The sequence below is a fragment of the Deinococcus aetherius genome (genome assembly GCF_025997855.1).
Taxonomy (GTDB): Bacteria; Deinococcota; Deinococci; order Deinococcales; family Deinococcaceae; genus Deinococcus; species Deinococcus aetherius.
The window spans coordinates 2,526,601-2,545,116 of record NZ_AP026560.1; the positions used below are offsets into that span (position 1 = coordinate 2,526,601).

Annotated in this window: 17 protein-coding genes; 9 read left to right on the top strand and 8 right to left on the bottom strand. The window is 69.8% G+C overall.

Annotation, left to right across the window (positions count from 1 at the left end; translation table 11 throughout):
* Positions 1-219: 219 nt before the first annotated feature.
* The 4 genes from DAETH_RS12855 to DAETH_RS12870 all read right to left on the bottom strand — a co-directional run bounded on the left by DAETH_RS12855 (position 220) and on the right by DAETH_RS12870 (position 5,869).
* Positions 220-2,163, bottom strand: coding sequence for a DUF927 domain-containing protein (locus DAETH_RS12855; RefSeq protein ID WP_264775277.1), 1,944 nt, complete (start codon positions 2,161-2,163; stop codon positions 220-222).
* Complete coding sequence (locus DAETH_RS12860; protein WP_264775278.1) at positions 2,160-3,335, bottom strand: tyrosine-type recombinase/integrase; 1,176 nt, start codon at positions 3,333-3,335, stop codon at positions 2,160-2,162. The genes DAETH_RS12855 and DAETH_RS12860 overlap by 4 nt, the downstream gene beginning before the upstream one ends.
* A 472-nt stretch (positions 3,336-3,807) precedes the next feature.
* Positions 3,808-5,409: a hypothetical protein gene (locus DAETH_RS12865; RefSeq protein ID WP_264775279.1), complete on the bottom strand. Its 1,602-nt coding sequence runs from the start codon at positions 5,407-5,409 to the stop codon at positions 3,808-3,810.
* Between the two features lie 274 nt (positions 5,410-5,683).
* Positions 5,684-5,869 carry a helix-turn-helix domain-containing protein gene (locus tag DAETH_RS12870; protein ID WP_264775280.1) on the bottom strand — a complete coding sequence of 62 codons (186 nt, stop codon included), beginning with the start codon at positions 5,867-5,869 and terminating at the stop codon, positions 5,684-5,686.
* Positions 5,870-6,423: 554 nt separating this feature from the next.
* On the opposite strand from DAETH_RS12870, the gene DAETH_RS12875 reads away from it, so the two are divergent.
* The 3 genes from DAETH_RS12875 to DAETH_RS12885 all read left to right on the top strand — a co-directional run bounded on the left by DAETH_RS12875 (position 6,424) and on the right by DAETH_RS12885 (position 10,494).
* Positions 6,424-8,613 carry an ATP-binding domain-containing protein gene (locus DAETH_RS12875; RefSeq protein WP_264775281.1) on the top strand — a complete coding sequence of 730 codons (2,190 nt, stop codon included), beginning with the start codon at positions 6,424-6,426 and terminating at the stop codon, positions 8,611-8,613.
* A 232-nt stretch (positions 8,614-8,845) separates the two neighbouring features.
* Positions 8,846-9,709: a PhzF family phenazine biosynthesis protein gene (locus DAETH_RS12880; RefSeq protein WP_264775282.1), complete on the top strand. Its 864-nt coding sequence runs from the start codon at positions 8,846-8,848 to the stop codon at positions 9,707-9,709.
* Positions 9,710-9,786: 77 nt separating this feature from the next.
* Positions 9,787-10,494: a gamma-glutamyl-gamma-aminobutyrate hydrolase family protein gene (locus DAETH_RS12885; RefSeq protein ID WP_264775283.1), complete on the top strand. Its 708-nt coding sequence runs from the start codon at positions 9,787-9,789 to the stop codon at positions 10,492-10,494.
* Positions 10,495-10,500: 6 nt separating this feature from the next.
* Here DAETH_RS12885 and DAETH_RS12890 read toward each other — a convergent pair whose 3' ends face one another.
* The 4 genes from DAETH_RS12890 to DAETH_RS12905 form a co-directional block, all read right to left on the bottom strand.
* A complete protein-coding gene (locus tag DAETH_RS12890) occupies positions 10,501-10,944 on the bottom strand; it encodes a hypothetical protein (protein ID WP_264775284.1) in 444 nt (147 codons plus the stop codon).
* 80 nt (positions 10,945-11,024) lie between these two features.
* Positions 11,025-11,720, bottom strand: coding sequence for a hypothetical protein (locus DAETH_RS12895; RefSeq protein WP_264775285.1), 696 nt, complete (start codon positions 11,718-11,720; stop codon positions 11,025-11,027).
* Between the two features lie 6 nt (positions 11,721-11,726).
* Positions 11,727-12,389 carry a hypothetical protein gene (locus DAETH_RS12900; RefSeq protein ID WP_264775286.1) on the bottom strand — a complete coding sequence of 221 codons (663 nt, stop codon included), beginning with the start codon at positions 12,387-12,389 and terminating at the stop codon, positions 11,727-11,729.
* A gap of 101 nt (positions 12,390-12,490) precedes the next feature.
* Complete coding sequence (locus DAETH_RS12905; RefSeq protein WP_264775287.1) at positions 12,491-12,790, bottom strand: helix-turn-helix domain-containing protein; 300 nt, start codon at positions 12,788-12,790, stop codon at positions 12,491-12,493.
* A gap of 105 nt (positions 12,791-12,895) precedes the next feature.
* On the opposite strand from DAETH_RS12905, the gene DAETH_RS12910 reads away from it, so the two are divergent.
* From DAETH_RS12910 to DAETH_RS12935, 6 genes are all read left to right on the top strand, one after another.
* The gene (locus DAETH_RS12910; protein ID WP_264775288.1) at positions 12,896-13,756 is read left to right on the top strand and encodes a hypothetical protein; all 861 of its coding nucleotides are present in this window, start codon (positions 12,896-12,898) and stop codon (positions 13,754-13,756) included.
* Positions 13,753-14,253 (top strand): hypothetical protein, encoded by a 501-nt coding sequence (locus tag DAETH_RS12915; RefSeq protein ID WP_264775289.1) that lies wholly within the window; start codon positions 13,753-13,755, stop codon positions 14,251-14,253. Before DAETH_RS12910 ends, DAETH_RS12915 begins: the two co-directional genes overlap by 4 nt.
* Positions 14,254-14,313: 60 nt before the next feature.
* Positions 14,314-15,249, top strand: a complete 936-nt coding sequence (locus tag DAETH_RS12920) for an HNH endonuclease (protein ID WP_264775290.1) — start codon at positions 14,314-14,316, stop codon at positions 15,247-15,249.
* Positions 15,242-15,409 (top strand): hypothetical protein, encoded by a 168-nt coding sequence (locus DAETH_RS12925; protein WP_264775291.1) that lies wholly within the window; start codon positions 15,242-15,244, stop codon positions 15,407-15,409. The genes DAETH_RS12920 and DAETH_RS12925 overlap by 8 nt, the downstream gene beginning before the upstream one ends.
* Positions 15,406-16,905 (top strand): amidase, encoded by a 1,500-nt coding sequence (locus DAETH_RS12930; RefSeq protein WP_264775292.1) that lies wholly within the window; start codon positions 15,406-15,408, stop codon positions 16,903-16,905. The genes DAETH_RS12925 and DAETH_RS12930 overlap by 4 nt, the downstream gene beginning before the upstream one ends.
* 276 nt (positions 16,906-17,181) lie before the next feature.
* Positions 17,182-18,498 (top strand): tyrosine-type recombinase/integrase, encoded by a 1,317-nt coding sequence (locus DAETH_RS12935; protein ID WP_264775293.1) that lies wholly within the window; start codon positions 17,182-17,184, stop codon positions 18,496-18,498.
* The last annotated feature ends 18 nt before the right edge of the window (positions 18,499-18,516 follow it).

Below are 18,516 nucleotides of genomic sequence, written 5' to 3' on the forward strand. Positions count from 1 at the left end.
ATGGGGTGATTTTTAGAGTAAAAGCATAAGGTAAAATGCATTCTAGCGAGATAGAAAGAGTGTTTCTTTTTGAAAGAAAAGAGGCAAGACCCTAGAGAGCGCTTGCCTCTATCCATGCTGCCCTCTTAGTGTTTGAGGAAGTCGTCTGCACGTTGGTGGGCGTGTGATGTGTGGATCCACCCACACGCCCGTGCGACGGTGTACGCCACTCGTCGGGCCTCACACCTGGCGTGACTCGCCCTCGATGACCTCGCGGGGAATGACCAGCACCCGCATAGTGCCCCCCGTCACCGGGCAGTAGACGCTGCGGGTACTTGGGCCGTTGGAGGTCGGCTGGACCCAACCCTGCTCCGCCCAGCGCTTGCCGTGCAGTTGAACCGCCTGCGCCCCGACTTGGCGGGTGAAGGCTGAACTGGTGGTCACCAGGTGCCAGGCCGTCTCGCTCCGCCAGCCGATCATCTGTCCCTGACTGGCCAGGGTGAGGACGTTCCCCTTGAACTTCCGATTCGTCTGGAGGATTAGAGTTCGGATCGCCTCGAAGGCCTCCAATGCCGGGTTGCTCTCGGTCCTGTGCGTCGTGAGAAGTTTCAGCAGCAGGGCAGGCAGGCGCTGGACGTCTTCAGGCATGGGGACGTGCAGCACCTCCCTGAACAGCACCTCCAGCGTCGTCTGAACCGCCGCGACCGCATGCCCCCAGTCCCGCAACTCCACCATCGGCGGCGTGCGCCGCAGTTCCTCTACCCGCCCCCGATAGCGGGCCCAGTCCCCGAGGACGATCCCCGCCAGTTTGAGCCCCAGGTGCCCCGCCCCCCGGCTCCAGACCTCCTCCAGCCAGCGGGCGCGCTCCTGCCCCAGGGCCGTTCCTCGCCCCGCCCCCGTCCCCAGCGGCGGATGCACGTCCGCGTTCACCAGCAGCAGGCGGTTGTGGCTCCCCGCGTTCTGGAACTCGGGCCGCGCCTCCCCGGCCAGCAGCACAGCCCCACCCAGCGCCACCCCACCGTGGACCCCCTCCCCCGAGCGGGCCCGCACGTAGGACTGCCCGTTGGCGAAGGCGTACACCGTGCTCTCCAGCGCCTCGGGCCGCTTGCACATGTGGGCCTCGTCGATCAGGAGGGGCAGGCCCCCAAGTTGCTCCAGGGTGCGCTCGAAGCCCACCTGGGTGGTCCGCGTGCCCTGAAGGGTGAAGGGCATCAGGCCCGGCGTCACCCACACCCCCTGCGCGAAGAACAGCGCCGTCGTCTTCCCGGTGCCCGAGTCGCCCGCGAAGTACGTCACGGGGTAGCGCCGCGGGTTGAGCCGCTTGAAAATCGGTGAGGCGAGCGTCAGCGCGATGGCCCACCACAGGGGGAAGGCGCCCTCCCAGGTCGCGATCTCCCGCAGGCTGTCCTCGTAGGCGTGTTCGTCTGGGCCGACGGAGAACCCGCGGTGTCCCTCCCCGATGTACAGGACGGCGTCGTTCAGGCTGCCCGTCGGCGTGACGAGGTGCTCGCCGTGCAGGCCGAACTGGTCGCTGACAAGCCGGGTCGGCAGGGTGCGGGCGTTCTCGGCCTCGAACAGGCTCAGGTACTTCACCAATCCCGAGGCGGTGCCGGAGTTGACGTAGGCGCCCTTTTTGGAGAGGAATTTCGTGAGGCTGCCCGGGGAGGCGAAGGTCTGGCGGCTGGCCTGCACGGTGTGGAGCTTCCCGTGGGCCTCGAAGGTGACCTCCAGGAAGCGGTGGTCGTTGGCGACGTTGCGCCCGATGGCACGCACGTACAACATGCCCGGGTAGGCGGTGACCATCTCGTCGCGCTTGCCGAGGGTGGAGAGCTTGCCCTCCTCGTCGTACCAGTCCTTGGGGAGGTACATGGGCTTGTGGGTCTCCGGGTGGATCACGTAGGGCGCGGGTTCCTGGGGCTCGGCGGGAACGTCGTGGGTCAGCTCGGGGGCGGGGGAATCTTCAGGCGGCTCGGCCTCGGCGCCACCCGGCGCTTCACGGGCAGGATCCGGGGCAGGCTCGGGCAGATCGGCGGGGAGCGGTTGGCCCGGCTCTTCCGCAGGGCGGGCGGTCACCTCGTTCCCGGCGGAGACAGGCTCGGCCTGGGCCAAAACGGCAGGCGCGGCTTCCGTGTCGGCGAAGGCGAACAGCGTGGGTTGGTCGGGCATCGGGTTGGTCGAGTTCATGGGGTCCCTCCGTGGGCGTTGGGTGTGGGAGCGAGGAGATCGGACAGACCGATGGCGTGGGCCCGGCCCTCGTCGGCGAAGATGTGGCGGTAACGGTTGAGCGTGAACTCCACCCGGGAGTGCCCGAGCTGGCGGCTGACGATCTCGGGCGGCACCCGGTGGCGCAGCAGCAGGCTGGTGTTGGTGTGCCGCAGGTCGTGGAGCCGGACGGAGCCGAGGCCCGCTTGACGGGCGATGGTCTGGGTGAGCTTGGTGAGGTGGTCGGGGTTGAGCCGCGACCCGTCGGGGCGGGTGAAGACGTGCCCCTCGGGGTCGAAGGGGAGGCCCAGGGCGGCGCGCTCCTCGATCTGGCGGGCCCGGTGGGCCTGGAGGAGCGCCAGCGTCTCCGGAGCAAGCGGGACGTCGCGGAGGCTGGTCTTGGTCTTGAGCGGGCCGGGGGTGGGCCGTCCGCCGACCACGGGAAGGTTCTCGCGCACCTGAATGGTGCCCAGTTCCAGGTCCACGAAGGCCCAGCGCAGCCCGCAGAGTTCCCCGCGCCGCAGCCCGGTGGCGACGGCGACCTCGAAGACCACCCCGAGGCGGTGGGTCCTGGCCTGCGCGAGGAAGACCTGCGTCTCGGTGGCGTGGAGGGCACGGCCCTCGCGCTCGGGTTTGGCCTGGGGAAGCTGGGCCAATTCGGCCACGTTCCGGTGGACGATCTCGTCCAGCAGGGCGTCGTGGAGGGCGCCGCACAGGATCGCCCGCACCTGCCGCAGGACCGACTTGGAGTACCCCTGCTCGACGAGCCCGGTGTAGAACTCGCGCACGTGGCTGGGCTTCAGGCCCTGCAGCGTCACCGGACCCAGCACGGGGTAGATGTGGCGCTCGGCGAGGTGGACGTAGTTGGCGTGGGTGGTGGGGGCAAGCTTGCTGCGGGCGAGCGGCAACCAGGAGCGCAGCCACTGCTCGACCGTCATGACGTTCATGTCGGGGAGCAGGCCCCGGTTGCGGTCCGTGATGGCCGCGGCTAGCGCTTTCGCCGCCGCCGTCCTCGTCGGCTCCGTGCCGCATTTGGTGAGCTGCCGCCCGTTGGGCGCTTTCCCCAGAGTGAGGCGCCACTGATAGTTCCCGCTGGGGAGCTTGCGGATGGTGCCCTCCCCGTTGGCTCGTCTGCCCCTAACCCGGGGAGTCACGGTGCCCTCCGCGAGCGAGGTGGGGCCGGGCGGGGGATGGGTTTCAGGATGACATGTTGCACGTGATCTTCTCCTGCACGGGCTCTACCCCGTGCCGCTCTCGTGAAAGGTCCTGGTGGAGAGACAGCCAAGGGGCCCAGTCCTGGTGTGGAACTGGGCCCCTTGGCCGTCTGTGCTGTCTTGGGGGTGGTCTCGCCCCGCCGAGTGAAACGGCGTCGATCCTTTTCCCGCCGGGTACGGACGTGAAGGGCGCCGTTCAACTCTTGCTCTGGGCGGCGGCTATGAACCCAACTTTTGGCAGGGCTCGTGCTGTATGCGGCGACCTCAGGTTGGTGGACCTGCGGCTCGGGTGCCGTGGCTTCGCGGGACCAGGATGAGGACTGTTTTTTCCCGTAGGAAGCGCTCGGCGGCCTGGTTCAGCCGCTCCGGCTCCTGACAGCCCTGCGTCGGGGGGTCGTCCTATCCTCAAGCCTCAATCGTCGGCCGCGAGTTCGGCGAAGTAGTCATCGTCGAGCATGGCCTGCACGTTCGGTTTGTTGTAAGCCTTCAAGACCGTCTGTTCCGTGTCACCCAGCAGCGCCGCGGCTTGCATGACGCTCCGCATCGATGCCCCCGGTCGCCCGATGAGGTGCTCGCTGACGTCGCTCCGAATGGCGTGCGGTCGATACGCGTGCCCCTTGATCTCCAGACAACTGTCGCGAATCAGGCGGTAGAAGCTGTCCTTGGCGCAGCGTCCCCAGATCGGCTTGTCGTCGGGGCCGAAGCGCTTCTGTCGGGTGGGAAAGACGTAGGGGCACACGTCTTCGAAGTCGGGGCCGAGCACCTCTCGCAGGTGATCACGCCATCTGTCGACCCACTTGCCCTTCACGGGAGGCAGCTTCATCAGGTATTCGCGTGGCTCGATGCCCCGGGTGCCGTTCTTCAGCTCCTCGGGGCGGAAATACACCCACCAGGTCCCCTGGCCGTCCTGATACAGGTTGTGGCCCCACCGCATCTCGCACCAATTCTTGATGCGGAGGGGCACCCCCGGCGCCATGCCGTAGAACGTGGCCGCCTGCTGGCGGCGGTGAAGCTGGTAGAGAGAGGGACGTCCGTCCACGCGACGTGGCGGCGTCTTGGCGAGGGTCTGGGCCAAGGCTTCCATCTCGCTGGGGGGCAATGGGGGCAACTCGGGCAATTTGTCGACTTTCCCCCGGCTGTGCCCGTCTTTGTGCGTCTCCCTAGCCAGGTCGAAAAAGCGCATCCAGGGCGCCGTGAACGCTTTGGAGAACGGGTCGTGCCCGCTGTGAAGTTGCCCGGTGATCTCCAGGTACCGCGCCAGGGCCGCGCTCGCCATACAGAGCATGCCGAAGGCGGAGTACCCTCCACGTCCCCTTTGCTTGAAATACCAGGCGCGGACATGCAGGGCGCGGTCGTAATCCACCAGGTCGAGCAGCGTCATTTCCGTCAACCCCTCCACCGTGACGCTGTACTCGACGACGCGGTTGAGGGCCCTTCTGTAGCTCTGCCAGGTGATCGGCCTCACCCGGTGGCGTTTGAGGTGTTCTCGCCCCGGCCCCACGTAGAAGGGGTCGGCGTACGCAGCTTCCAGCGCATCGAACTCCTTCTTGAGTCCCTCGGGCCACCGTGCCATCGCAAAACGCTCCATCGTCTTGCGGTAGGGCTTCCACAGTCTGTGCCCGGGGAGGGGGCGCAGCGACTGGTGCTTGAGGACGGGGGCAAGGTCCGTGAGCATGCGCCTCATCCACGACCGCAGGCTACTCCCCAGGTGGGGGGACGGCGGTGCCCCCTTGCGCCGGGTGGCCCCCTCGATCACCGCGTCGAGCACCCGCTCCTCTTCTAGGGCCAGGAGGGTGGTCGGGGCCCGAGCGAGGTCCTCGGTCTGGGCCACCCCCAGGGCGAAGTCCTTGAGCGCCCGCTCGTAGTTGGCCAGGTCAGACGGAGAGCGGTCCGCGTTCGTTGCGGGTCGGCCGTCGGGGAGCAGTTTGCCGTCGGCACGCGGTTGCCCCTTCCACAGTTCAAAGAGTTGATCGAGGAATTCAGGCAGGGGTTCTAATTTGACATCTTTGGGCATCTTTTTACTCCTTTGGCTCTTGATGACATTCATCGCTCTTCTTCACAAAGAAATCAACCACTTAGTCCGCGTTAGTGATGACTCTCCTTGTGAAGAAAACGTGCCTCATGTGGACAGACGTGGACAAATAAAGCGTGCCCAACGGGATCTAGAGATGGCCTCTGGACTCCATTGGACACGCTTGGACAGGCGCGGCGTGCATTGATGCTGAGCGGCTGAAAAACCGTGCTGAGGTCTGTCCAGCACGCATTTTCGATGAGAAGCGATCCGTCAGTCAGTCCTGGCGTTCACCACCCGGCTGGGCCCGAGGCGTCAGCAGTTCCCGGCGGCTGAGACGCTTCGATTTTCCGAACGGGTACTCGGTCAGCTCCCCGCGCTGCACCATGCGCTTCAGGGTGCGCTCCGAGACCCCGGTTAGCACCCGGCCCTCCTTGTAGGTCACCAATTCACGGTCGTTCACGTGTCATCTCCTATGCACGAGAGGGCCCCAGACGAAGAACGGGCAGATCAGCCATATCGGCCTCCTTCGCGGGCCTGGCATACAGCGGGGCGGCCAGAAGGCTCTCTGCCCCTGGCCGCCACACCTGCCCGCTTTACCCGAGAGTACGGGCGATTTGGGCCCTTTTCAAATTATTTTCTCCGCCGCGACGCGCTGGATTAAGGCCGACGGATGAGCACGACGGAAAAGGCCCTCCTGGACGCTGTTTCTGCACCGAGCAGCGCGACCGAGTAGTCCTCGCCCTGCGGATCAAGCAGGGCCGGGGAGGCCACGGCGGCGAGGTGGGAGACACTATGTGAGCGAAAAACATCGGCTGAGCGCGGGAAAAACAGGTCCCGCACCATCACACCCTCTTCGGGCACGGCACGTGCTCCACCGTAATAACGGGGTGGAACGCATGCTCGAAGCGGGGGGCGAACCAGCGCCCCGTCTGAGGTCGGGCGGTCTCGGGCGGGGGAAAGTCGTTGTGCCGGGTTGAGCAGTTCTGTCAGCTACTCTGCCCTACGCTGTGCGGTGTGGCGGAGTTTATCCAGACCGAGGAATTCAAGGTCGCGGGCGAGGAGGGCGAGCGGCAGGTCTTCGAGGCGGTGAAGGCCGCCTTCGCCGGGCGCGACGTGCTGGGCTTCTGGCGCTACCCGCTGGTGACCGAGACGAACGTCCGCGAACCCGACGTCCTGCTGCTCGACGCGGAACTCGGCGTGATCGTGATTGAGGTGAAGAGTCTCCCGATCACCCAGATCCGGGGGCTGAGCGGGTACCGCTGGGATTTGGGGCAGCCCTATTTCGGGCGCATGGAGATCAACCCCTTCGAGCAGGCGAAAGCGCAGCTCCAGGTCGTCATGCGCATGCTGCGGGGCCGCCCCGGGCTGGACCGGGTGCCCGGCCGAGTGCTGGTCGCCGTCCCCCGAATCACGCGGGACGACTGGGAGGAGGCGCCCTTCAACACGCTGGTGGGCGACACGCCGCTGCTCTTCGGGGACCAGCTCAGCTCCGCCAAGCTCATGCGGGCCCTGGAAAGGACGCCCCTCATCGCGCAGGGCCACCCGCTCGACGGGGCGCAGTGGCAGGCCTTGCAGCGGGCCTTCAGCACCAGCGGGAATATTCCCGCGCCCCGCCGCCCCGCGCCCTCAGCGCCGCCCACCACCCGCCCCCGGCGGCTGGACCTGGTGAACACCGTCGCCACCGCCCTGCGCCCCCTCGACCTGCAACAGGAGCGCATCGCCAAGACCATCCCGCCGGGTCCCCAATGTATCCGTGGCCTGGCGGGCAGCGGTAAGACCGTGCTGCTCGCCCAGAAGGCCGCCACCATGCACCTCAAGCACCCGGACTGGGACATCGCCCTGGTGTTCTTCAGCCGAGCCCTGTACGACCAGATCACCCTCCAGGTGGACCACTGGCTGCGAGTGCACAGTGGGGGGGACGTGCGCCTCTCGGACGCGAAGCACAAGCTGCGGGTCCTGCACGCCTGGGGCTCCCAGGACCAGCCCGGCCTGTACAGCACCCTGGCGGACCACGTGGGCGTCAGACCACTGGGCGTGAGGGACACCCCGTATGGGTACCAGGCCGCCAAGAACGCCATCTACGCCGCCCGCGAACTGCTCGACGCGGCCGAGGAGCGGCAGGCCAGCCTCCAGTTCTTCGACGCGGTCCTCGTCGACGAGGGGCAGGACCTGGTGACGGAGGACGCCGACTTGCGCTACGAGGACCGCCAGGCGTTCTACTGGCTGGCGTATCAGGCCCTGCGCCCGGTGCCCCAGGAGGACACCCTCTTCCCCGAGATGCGGCCGACCTCTCCCCCACTCCGCCGCCTGATCTGGGCGTACGACGAGGCGCAGAGCCTGGACAGCCTGATGATCCCCGACACCCGCACCGTGTTCGGAAGCGGCTGGGAGGAGATCTTCGGGGCGGGCGCGACGTACAAGGGCGGCATCGGCAAGTCCGAGGTGATGCGGGTCTGTTACCGCACGCCGGGCCCAATTCTGATGGCCGCCCACGCCCTGGGAATGGGGCTGCTGCGGGAGGGGGGCATGCTGTCCGGCCCCACCCGCCGCGAGGACTGGGACCGCCTGGGGTACCGGGTCACGGGCAGCTTCCGGGAGCGGGAACCCGTCACCCTGGAGCGCCCCGAGCCGCACAGCCCTCACCCGCTGGTGAAGCTGACCGACGAGCCGCTCGTCACCTTCGACGTGTACCCCCACCGGGCGGCGGAGATGCAGGCCCTCGTGGAGCGGATCCGGCGGGACCTCCGCGAGGGCCTCTCCCTGTCCCGCAACCTCCTGGTCGTCACCGTCGGCAACTACGCGAACTTCGTGCAGAAGGACGTCGTGGCGGCGTTGCGAAGGGCGGGCATCGACACGTACATCCCGGCGGCGAGCGGCATCAACCGCGAGGGCGACAACCGCGAGCCGAACCGCTTCTGGCACGAGGGGGCCGTGACCGTCACGACCATCCACCGGGCCAAGGGGAACGAGGCGGACGTGGTGTACGTCGTCGGGCTGGACAAGGTCGCCCGGGACGAGGGGGACATCGCGGTCCGCAACGGGCTCTTCGTGGCGATGAGCCGCAGCCGGGGATGGCTGCACCTGTCGGGGGCGGGGATGGTGGGGACGCCCTTCGAGCGGGAGGTCCGGCGCGTGCTGGACTCCGGCCCGGTCCTGACCTTCCGGCCCGTGGTCCCCAGAAGACGTCTGGACGACGAGGGTTGAGGAGAGAGGGGCCGAGGGACGCACCTACAGGCAAGTTCCTCGGTCCCGACGGGTTCAAGGCCTTCCCCTCAAGAGGGAAGATTCCTCCTTACCGCCGTCGGCAGCGGGTGCGGTCGCACACCTGGCTCACCGCCCGCGTGCGGGACAGGGCGGCGGCCACGAACTCGGCGGCGGACAGGCCCCGCGCACCCGCCCGGTCCCCCCGGTCAGCCCTGTGCGCTAGGGTCGCCCCATGACCCCGCGCCGCCTGACCACCGTGGACGTGTTCACCGACGTGCCCTTCCTGGGCAACCCCGTCGCGGTCGTCCTGGACGCCGAGGACCTCTCCACCGCCCAGATGCAGCAGGTCGCCCGCTGGACCAACCTCTCCGAGACGACCTTCCTGCTTCCCCCCACCACGCCCGAGGCGGACTACCGCCTGCGCATCTTCACCCCGGGCTCCGAACTCCCCTTCGCGGGTCACCCCACCCTGGGCAGCGCCCACGCCGCCGTGGCGTCGGGACGGGTCACCCCGCGCGCCGGGCGCCTGGTGCAGGAGTGCGCCGCAGGACTCATCCCCATCGAGCAGGAGTCCGCTGGCCGCTTCTCGCTGACCATGCCCTCCGCCCGGTTCGAGCCGCTCGGCGAGGAGGACACCCGGGAACTGGAGGCGCTGCTCGGCCCGGGTGGCGCGACCGATCTGCCCGCCCTGCTGGTGGATGTCGGCGCCCGCTGGATCGTGACCCGCTTGGGCGACCCGGCGACCCTGCTGGCCTTGCAGCCGGACCTCGCGCGCAGTGCGGCGCTGGAGCGCAAGCTGGGGGCGACGGGAGTCAGTGCCTTCGCCACCGACCCTCGGAGCGGGGTGGTCGAGGTGCGGTCCTTCGCGCCGTCGTGCGGGATCAACGAGGACCCGGTGTGCGGCAGCGGCAACGGGGCGGTCGCGTACTACCAGCAGCACCTGGGCCTCCTGGCGCCGGGGAGCAGGTACGACGCGCGGCAGGGACGGCGGGTGGGCCGGGACGGGTCTCTCGCACTGTACTTGACGGGCAGCGGTGAGGTCCAGCTCGGGGGGGCGTGTGTGACGTGCCTGGAGGGGGTGCTGACCGCTCCCTGAGGTGGGCGGCGAAGGCGCCTCGCCCCGCGGTGGTAACGCGAACGGTGGGGGCGGTGGGCGCCCCTATTCTGAGACACATGCCCGCCCGCCCCCTGATCGGCCTCAGCACGTCGCAGCCCACCGAGGGACCGTTTTCGGGGTTCAACGGCACCCCTCGCCCGTACGCCGAGGCGGCGCGCCTGGCCGGGGCGATCCCCGTTCTGCTGCCGAACCTGCCCGAGGCGACCGCCGATTACGCCGCGCAGGTGGACGCCGTGCTCCTTACCGGGGGTGTGGACGTGCACCCCCGCCACTACGGGCAGGCGCCGAAACGCGGGCTGGGCGAGGTGGACGAGGAACGCGACGCCTTCGAGTTCGCCCTGTACCGCGCGGCGCGCGAGCTGGGGAAACCCGTCCTGGGCATCTGCCGCGGGATGCAGGTCCTGAACGTGCTGGAGGGCGGCACCCTGCACCAGCACCTGCCCGAGGTGCCGGGCGTCTGGGCCGACCACGCCCAGGTGGGCCGTGCCCCCACGCTCGGGCACGAGGTCGCGTTCGTGGCGGGGTCCGCGCTCGGGCGCGCCCACGGGGGCGCCACCCTGCTGAACTCCTACCACCACCAGGCGGTGGACGAGGTGGCCCCGACCCTGAGGGTCACGGCCACCGCCCCCGACGGGGTGGTCGAGGGCGTGGAGGGGGACGGGGTGATCGGGGTGCAGTGGCACCCGGAACTGCTCGCCCGGCGGCACCCGCACGCCCTGGGGACCTTCACCGCCTTCATGGTGCTGCTGGGCGCGCGGTCCTGACATGGGTCAGGGGCGGTAGAGGCCGAAGCAGACGACGGTCTGCACCCCGGCGGGGACGTCGGGCAGGATGACCTCGAACAGGGTGCCGGGGGCCTCGGAGGAGGCGAAGACGCGGCGCACCCCGGCGGTGTTCTTCTCCCACTCGGTCACGGGCTTCCAGCCCAGGGTGGAGGTGGACTTGATCTTCGCGTCCACGAGCTTGACCGCTAGGTCCCGCGGGTAGCTGGCGAGCAGGGTGTAGGGCACCGCACCGACCCGGCGCTGGCCGTCCACCCCGGTCTTGCTGAAGGCCGCGCCGACCCAGGCGGGCGTGAAGCACTGGTCGTTGGACGTCTTGTACCCGTCGAGCAGGGTGCCCAGCCGCGTGACGGTGGCCTCGGGCGGTTGCCCGGCCGCGGCGGTCGTGCCCAGGAGGGCGAGGGACAGGAGGAGGGGGCGGTGGTTTCGCATGAGGTTCTCCATTGGGCAGGTGCCCTGAATGCGGGGCTTGTCCCGGGGACCACCGTCCGGCGGCCCCCGGCATCGCCGCTCTACAGGCCGGGGAAGACCTCGAAGCCCCGGTCGTTGCTGAGGGTGCAGGTGTACTGCTCCACATGCTCGGTGTTCGTCACCCGAATCATCGGCTTCCAGAACCACAGCCCGGCGCCCGGCGGTCCCCAGGGGCGGGCTGAGATCATGCCACCGGGCGTCTGGTTCACCGCATTCACGCCCAAATCAACAGCGATAGCCTTCAGACAGCGGTTTTGAAAGGCCCACTTCCCATCGCCCTCGTTCGGCACCGCTGCGACTGTGGGTTCGCCCTCGTCCTCCACGGCCGGACCGTCGTTGATCACCGTAGGCTGCGGCAGCACCGGGACAGCCGCCTTGGCCTCCTCGAGCTGGCGTTCCCACGAGGCGCGTTCACGCGCCAGCCGCTCGTCGAACCCCTTCTGCAACCGTTCCTGCTGGGCCGCGAGTTCCTTGGCGTGGGCCCTGCGCAGGGTCGCGAGTTGGGCCGAAAGGTCCTCGCTCCGGTCCGTCGCCCCGCGCGCCTCGTTCCGCGCGTCCCGCACCTCGGCGGTCAGGGTCTGCACCTGCGCCTCGGCCTCGTCGGCCCGGGTGCCCGACGCTCCGGCCGTATAGATTCCCCAGCCGACCGCCAGGGCACCGAGGATGGGGACGACGAACATCGCCGTCTTGTCCTCGTAGAAGGGCGTTCCCTTGCGCTTGGCCCCTTGCGGTTGCACGGCGCCCTACTGCCCTCTGGGGACGAAGCCCCAGCGCGCCGTGGCGTCGCTGCCGCTCTTCCACGTCAGCTCGTAGAACCCGCCGCTGGAGGAGTACGACGTGTCGTGCCCGAGCACCGACGCGTTCCACCCGGCCCTCAGGTGCAGGTCGTACGTCTCCTTGAAGGAGGTGCAGGTCAGGACCCCCGTCACGTCGAGCGGGCGGTCGGCGTACGTCCAGCGCACCTGGTAGTCGCCCGGCTCGGCTTCGGTCAGGTTCGTGAGCCCGTACGCCCGCCCGATCCCGCCGACGATCGTGCCGTTCTGGTAGACGGCGAAGCCCTCGAAGGTGCGCCAGCGGGCGGCGGGGTCGGTCACGCGTACGGAACTGGCGCAGCCTGCTACGGCGCTCGGCGTCCCGACCACCCGGAGGGAGGCGTCCATCGTCGAGGCGGCGGGCAGGGTGAGGGCGAGCCCACCTCCCACGTCGATGCTGCCCTGCGCGAGGACGGCGGTTCCGTCGCGCAGTTGCAGGGTGGCTGCGCCGCCGGGCCAGTTCTCCACGTGCCCCTGGAGACGGGGCAGGGAGACGTCGGTGGACGAGTCGGTGCCTGCCGGACCAGTCCCGGGCGCGCCGCAGGCGGTGAGGGAGAGAAGGCCGAGGAGGAAAAAGCGGGAAGTCTGGGTCATAGGTAGGTTCTTTCCGACCCCTTGGATCATGAGGTTCGTGACTATAGTCTACAAATCCACATTTACTCGCTTGTCACAGCTTGAGCGCTAAGGCAGGGGCGCTACGCGCCGGGTTCGTCGGGTGACGGCTCGAACTCGCGGACGAGTTCGCTGAACGACAGCCCAAGCGCGGCGGCGATCGCCTGGGCGCTTTCGAGGGTCGCGCGGCGCTTGCCGCGTTCCAGCATGCTGATGAAGGTGCGGTCGAGCTGGGCGCGGTCCGCGAGCTCCTCCTGGGAGACGCCCTGCTGGTCCCGCAAGCGGCGGACCGCCGAGCCGAGCCGGGCCGACAGGTCGATGGGGTGCCTCTCGGCGCGGGGGGCGGAGTCACCCCACGGGCGCGCGACGGAGGGCTTGGACACGCCCACACCGTAGGTACACCCCCCGGCACGTCACATGGACTATAGTCATCGAACACGTTTGGAAAGGAGAAGGCATGGTTCGAACCGAATAGTTGAGGTACCTGCATGAAGAAGTTGGACGACGACACAGCGGCCCTTCGCCCCGACGACGAATTGTGGCTGCGTCATCTCAGCCTGGAAGCGCGCCGGGTCAGGACGCTTCCCCCCCTGACGCCCGAGCAACGCGAGGAGCGTTTTCAGGCCGTCATGTACCCGGTCGAGATCCACGAGGCGGACGAGGCAGAGGTCTGGTCGCGGCTGGAGGACCTGGCGCGCCAGATCTGCTGCGACCCCCTGGACGTGCTGCGCTGGGAGCTGCTGCGCTATCCCACCGGGGTCATCGACCGCTCCGCCGAGCCGCGCGCCGCGGCGGCCGTCCTGGCCCTGCGGCTGGATCTCCTGCGCGAGGCCGTCACCTGGGTCGAGGCCGAGGTGGAGCGGCGGCGCGGCGAGTTCGAGGAGGTCGTCGGACTTGCGCGGACCCACCCCCCGGTGAGCGACGCCGACGAACTCCGACGCCGCCTCACGGTGTGGCCCGCCGATCAAGGGCTGAGTTTGCCCGGCCGGGCCTCCCCGGACTCCCGGCGGCACCCGAGGCACGAGGCCGGGGAGGATCTCCGGGCCGCCCGGCCCCTCCTGGACGCCCTGTTGCCGCGGGAGGGCGTGGACGCCTGGGAGGCGGAGGCGCTCCTCGCCCACGCCGGGCTCTGGGCGCTGCGGACGGCGCCGGACCGTGGGGCCTTCGCGGGGATCCTGCGGAGGTGCCTGCGCCATCTGCGGGGAAGGGCCAGTGGCCAGGACGGGGCCGGGGTGGGCGAGCTGCGGACGGGCCGCGGACAGGTCTCCCCGTACTACGAAGACCCGCTGCTCGAAGCCAGGCTGGAGGACGAGGAGCCGGGGCCCGACGAGCGCGGGCCGTTGAATTGAGGGCCCGTCCGAACACCGACGTGAGCCGCCGCGCCCCCTCCCGCCAGGACCCGCTCGTCGCCCTCCACGTGATCAACGGCCACGCCAAGCGCCTCTCCCGGGAACTGGAGGCGGCCACCCGCGCCGGGCAGACCCGCCGGGCCGGGATGCTGCGGCAGGAGCGGGCGTACCTGTACACGCTGAAGGACAAGGGGGCGCGGGTGCTGCTGGAGGAGGGTCGGCTCCGCCCCGTCCGCGTGGAGGGGGACTGGCTGCTCCTGGAGGGCGATTCTCCCCTGGGGCCCCTGGGCTTTCACGTTCCCCGGGAGGCGTTTGGGGAAGCCGCCCAGGGGGTGCCCCACGGGAAGGGCCGGGTTCCGGGGGCCCTGCGGCGGGCCCGGCGGGTCACGGCGAACTCTGCCCTGCCGGACGCCATCGCCGTCGTCACGAGGCTGATCGCGAGGGCCCGGGTGCGGAAGCGTTCGTGGCGCCCGGAGGCCACCCAGGGATCCGAATAGGCCGGGGGGAACCGGGCAACCTCGCCCGCGCCCCGCCCACTCCTGCGTTACGCTGGCGCCATGCGGCTTTTCGTCGGCGTGACGGACGACCAGTGGTTTCATTTTCTGGCTGCGCGCCCCGACTGGACGGAGGTGAACTTCTGGCGCCCCAGCGGGAAGGGCTTTCACGCGCTGACTGAGGGCGAACTCTTCCTGTTCAAGCTGCACGCCCCCCACCACTTCATCGTCGGTGGGGGCTTCTTCACCCGCGCCCTGCTGCTCCCGCTGGGCCTCGCGTGGGAGACGTTCGGTGAGGCCAACGGGGTGAGGCACCTGCCCGAAATGCGGCGGCGCATCGCGAGGTACCGCCGTCAGCCCGAGGAGACCCTGGGCAACCCGGACATCACCTGCCTGATGCTCGCCGAGCCCTTCTTCCTGCCGCGGGAGGCCTGGGTGCCCACCCCGCCCAGCTTCAAGACGAACATCGTGACGGGCAAGGGGTACGACACCGCGACCGGGGAGGGCAGGTGGCTGTTCGACGCCGTGACCGAGCGGCTGGGGGACGGGGCGCGGCCGGAGGAGAGGCCTGCCACGGCCGCTGCGGTGGACACTCCCCGCTTCGGGGCGCCGCGGATCGTCCGGCCCCGCCTGGGGCAGGGCGCGTTCCGGGCCCTGGTGACGGAGGCGTATGCACGCCGCTGTGCGGTCACCGGGGAGAAGACGCTCCCGGTGCTGGAGGCGGCCCACGTCCAGCCCTATGCCGAGGGCGGTCCCCACGACGTGAGCAACGGTCTGCTGCTCCGGAGCGACCTCCACCGCCTGTACGACCAGGGGTACGTCACGGTGGACCCGGACGAGCGCCGCCTGCTCGTCAGCCGCCGGATCCGCGAGGAGTTCCACAACGGGCGCCACTACTACGACCTGGAGGGGCGACCCGTCGCGGGGCCTCAGCGCGGGTTCGCCCCCGTATCGCGCGAGCGGCTGCTCTATCACGCGGAGCACGTCTACCGTGGGTGACGGCCGCGAGGTGCTGGCCACGCTGCTGCGGCACGAGGCGAAGACCAACACCTACAAGTTCGCCCTGATCCGCGCGCTGAACGATCTCGCGCCGCTGGGGACTCTCCCCACTCCCGTCCGCCCGGAGCCGCTGTCCTCCCCGAAAGGAGACGCCGCGTGAACGTCGAAGAACTGACGGTGCAGGAGGTGCTGGGCGCCCACGCCGCGGGGACGTCCTCCTGTGAGACCCTCACGCGGATGTATCTGGAGCGCATCGCTCGCTTCAACCCGCGTTACAACGCGCTCGTGTACGTGAACGAGCACGCGGCGCGCGAGGCGAGGGCCGTCGACACCCGCCTGGCGGCCGGGGAAGGGGTGGGGGTCCTGGCCGGCATCCCCGTGGTGATCAAGGACCCGGTGGACGTGGCCGGGATGCCGACGACCGCGGGCTGGGCGCCGCTCAGCGAGCGGGCAGGCGGGATTCCCCTCGTCCCGCGGCGTGACGCCCCCGTGGTGGCGCGGCTGCGGGCGGCGGGCGCCGTCATCCTGGGGAAGACGAACGTGCCCGCGTTCAGCTTCGACCTGTCGCGCACCACGACCAGTTGGGCTGGCCCCACCCTGAACGCGGTGCAGCCGGAACTGGTCCCCGGGGCGAGCAGCGCGGGCAGCGCGACGGCCGTGTCGGGCAACCTGGCCCTCCTGGGGATGGGGTCGGAGACGTCCGGGTCCATCCAGAATCCGGCGGGCGCGCAGGCGCTGGTGGGCGTTAAGCCCACGTTCGGGCTGGTGCCGACGGCCGGGGTGGTGCCGCTCAGCGCCTCCGCCCGGGACGTGCTCGGGCCACTCGCGCGAACCGTGCGGGACGCCGCGGTGATGCTGGACGTGATGGCGGGCCCCTGCGACGAGGACCCGGTGACACAGGCCGCCAGCGGGCACCTGCCACGTGAGGGATATGCAGCGGCCCTCCGGGTGGGTGCCCTGCGGGGGAAACGCCTGGGCCTGTACGGGCCGGGCTGGCGCGACCAGCCTCTCGGCGAGGAGACGCGGCGTCTGTACGAGCGGGCCATCCAAGACCTCCGCGATCTGGGGGCCGTCCCGGTGGAGGACCCGTTCGCGGGTTCGGGGTTCGCGGCGTTCATGAAGGGCGTGCGGGCCTCATGGGGGTTCGAATGCCTGGTGCATGACCTGCAGGCTTACCTGGAGCGTGTTGCAAACGCCTCCGTACCCGGCGTCGCAGCGTTGCGGCGGCTTGGCGGGCAGGACCCGTTCGCGGAGGGGCAGGTACTGAGCGAACTCCGCCCGCGCCTGGGCAGCGCCCTGGAAGACCCGAGCGTGCTGCCCGACCTGTCCAGGTTCTGGCACGCGCGTGAGCGCCTGCTCCACGAGTTCGACTTGGTCCTCGCCACGTCTGCCCTGGACGCGCTGGTGTTTCCACAGCGGGTGGGGGACCTCCCGAGGCTGGATGGCGTGGGGGACATCGCGAGTTCCACGGAGCCGGAGATCAATATCGCGGGTTTGCCCGGGGTGACGGTCCCGGCGGGCTACCACGTCAGTGGGGCGCCGTTCGCGCTGATGTTCGTGGGACCGATGTGGAGCGAGGCGGACCTGCTCGCGTTCGCGTACGACTACGAGCAGGCGACGCGGCACCGCAGGGCGCCCGTATTGCAGACACGTTGAGAGGCTCGGCAAGTTGGTCAGGGTCACGGGCGGCCGAGCGAGGGTGGCAAGACGGGTTGGGGGCCATGGGCTGTGCCCGGACGACGAGGGATATCATCCCGCCCGTTGCCCCCAGGCAGGAGCGGTGAAGGGGCTGGGCAGCACCATCGCCCGAGCGAGGAAGAGCCCCGCTCCGGGCATCCGCACCAGCGCGGTGAGCCCTGGATGCCGAAACGTCGGCGCGGGCTCGATGCTGTTGCCGACGTCACCTCAAGTTGGTCTGGGACAGTTCCCCTGATGGCGATTCGAAGGCGACAGGGAGAGGGCACGGTCCACCCGGTGATTCTGGATGGCCGAGTGGCGAGCTGGCGTGGCCTGGCGAGTTACCAGGATCCGGAGACCGGGGAGCGCCGTCGCAAGTCGGTCAGCCGGAAGACGCGTGAGCAGGCGGAGCGGGCCCTCCGAGGGCTGATCCGGTCCCTTCCGAAGACGCGAACACGCCGACCCCGGACGGCGGGGGAGGCGACCTGGACCGTGACCGGGGGCCCGGACTCGCTGGGCGCCTACCTGGGCCGCTGGCTGGAGCACAAGCGGCGGGGCGTGCGGCCCTCCACCTACCGGATGTACGTGACGGGGTTGCGCCCGGTCGACGGTCCGCTGGGAGAGAGGGAGCTCACCAGTCTGACGGTGCTGGACATCCAGGCGCTCGTCGACGCCCTGTGCCCGACCCACGGGCCGCGGGCCGCCGGGCAGGCCCTGCACCTGCTGCGCATGGCCCTGAGGCAGGCGATCCGCTGGCAACTCCTCCCCGCGAACGTGGCCGAGCACGTGGACAAGCCCCGGGTCGAGCGGGAGGAGATGACCGTCTGGACGCCGCGGCAGGCGGGGCGCTTCCTGGAGGTGGCGGACGGGCACCGCCTGGGGCCGCTGTTCACCCTGGCCCTGGGCACGGGGCTGCGCCGGGGCGAACTCCTCGCCCTGACCTGGGAGGACCTCGACTTCGGGGAACGGGTCCTCACCGTGCGGCGCAGCCTGATGAAGGACGAGCGGGGCCGTGAGGTGGTGGGCGTGCCCAAGACCCGGGCATCCCGGCGCCGGATCGTCCTCGCCCAGGATGTCCTGGACACGCTGCACCTCCATTGGGAGCGGGAACACCGGGGGGGCAAACCCCCGGAGAAGACCGTCCCGGTCTTCCCCTCCGCGTCCGGCAACCACGTGGAGCAGCGCCACCTGCAGCGCACCTTCGAGGCGCTGATCCAGGAGGCGGAGGTCCCCCGGATCCGGTTTCACGACCTGAGACATACGGCGGCCAGCCTGCTGATCCGGCAGGGCGTGCCGCCCAAGGTGGTGTCCGACCGCCTGGGGCACCGCAACGTAGCCTTCACCTTGCAGGTGTACACGCACGTGTACGACGACCAGCGCGAGGCCGCTGCCCTGCCGCTGTCCCGGTTGCTGTCGGGCGGGCCGGGGGTTCCCCCTGGGAAGGACGTGCCCGGGCCGGACCTGACCCGGGGACTGAACGCCCTGCACCGCTGGCACGCGGCCCTGACCGAATTCCTGCGGGAGGCCCCGGAATGGGCACAGCGGGTGGCGGTGGACGCGCTCCCGCTGTGACGCGTGGGGGGCGGCGCG

What these genes read in the sequence shown, in the direction of transcription:
- DAETH_RS12910 (WP_264775288.1), top strand. Translation starts at nt 12,896, where the DNA reads ATGAAGAAGTTGGACGACGACACAGCGGCCCTTCGCCCCGACGACGAA.
- DAETH_RS12885 (WP_264775283.1), top strand. Translation starts at nt 9,787, where the DNA reads ATGCCCGCCCGCCCCCTGATCGGCCTCAGCACGTCGCAGCCCACCGAG.
- DAETH_RS12900 (WP_264775286.1), bottom strand. Translation starts at nt 12,389, where the DNA reads ATGACCCAGACTTCCCGCTTTTTCCTCCTCGGCCTTCTCTCCCTCACC.
- DAETH_RS12865 (WP_264775279.1), bottom strand. Translation starts at nt 5,409, where the DNA reads ATGCCCAAAGATGTCAAATTAGAACCCCTGCCTGAATTCCTCGATCAA.
- DAETH_RS12935 (WP_264775293.1), top strand. Translation starts at nt 17,182, where the DNA reads ATGGCGATTCGAAGGCGACAGGGAGAGGGCACGGTCCACCCGGTGATT.
- DAETH_RS12855 (WP_264775277.1), bottom strand. Translation starts at nt 2,163, where the DNA reads ATGAACTCGACCAACCCGATGCCCGACCAACCCACGCTGTTCGCCTTC.
- DAETH_RS12880 (WP_264775282.1), top strand. Translation starts at nt 8,846, where the DNA reads ATGACCCCGCGCCGCCTGACCACCGTGGACGTGTTCACCGACGTGCCC.
- DAETH_RS12890 (WP_264775284.1), bottom strand. Translation starts at nt 10,944, where the DNA reads ATGCGAAACCACCGCCCCCTCCTCCTGTCCCTCGCCCTCCTGGGCACG.
- DAETH_RS12920 (WP_264775290.1), top strand. Translation starts at nt 14,314, where the DNA reads ATGCGGCTTTTCGTCGGCGTGACGGACGACCAGTGGTTTCATTTTCTG.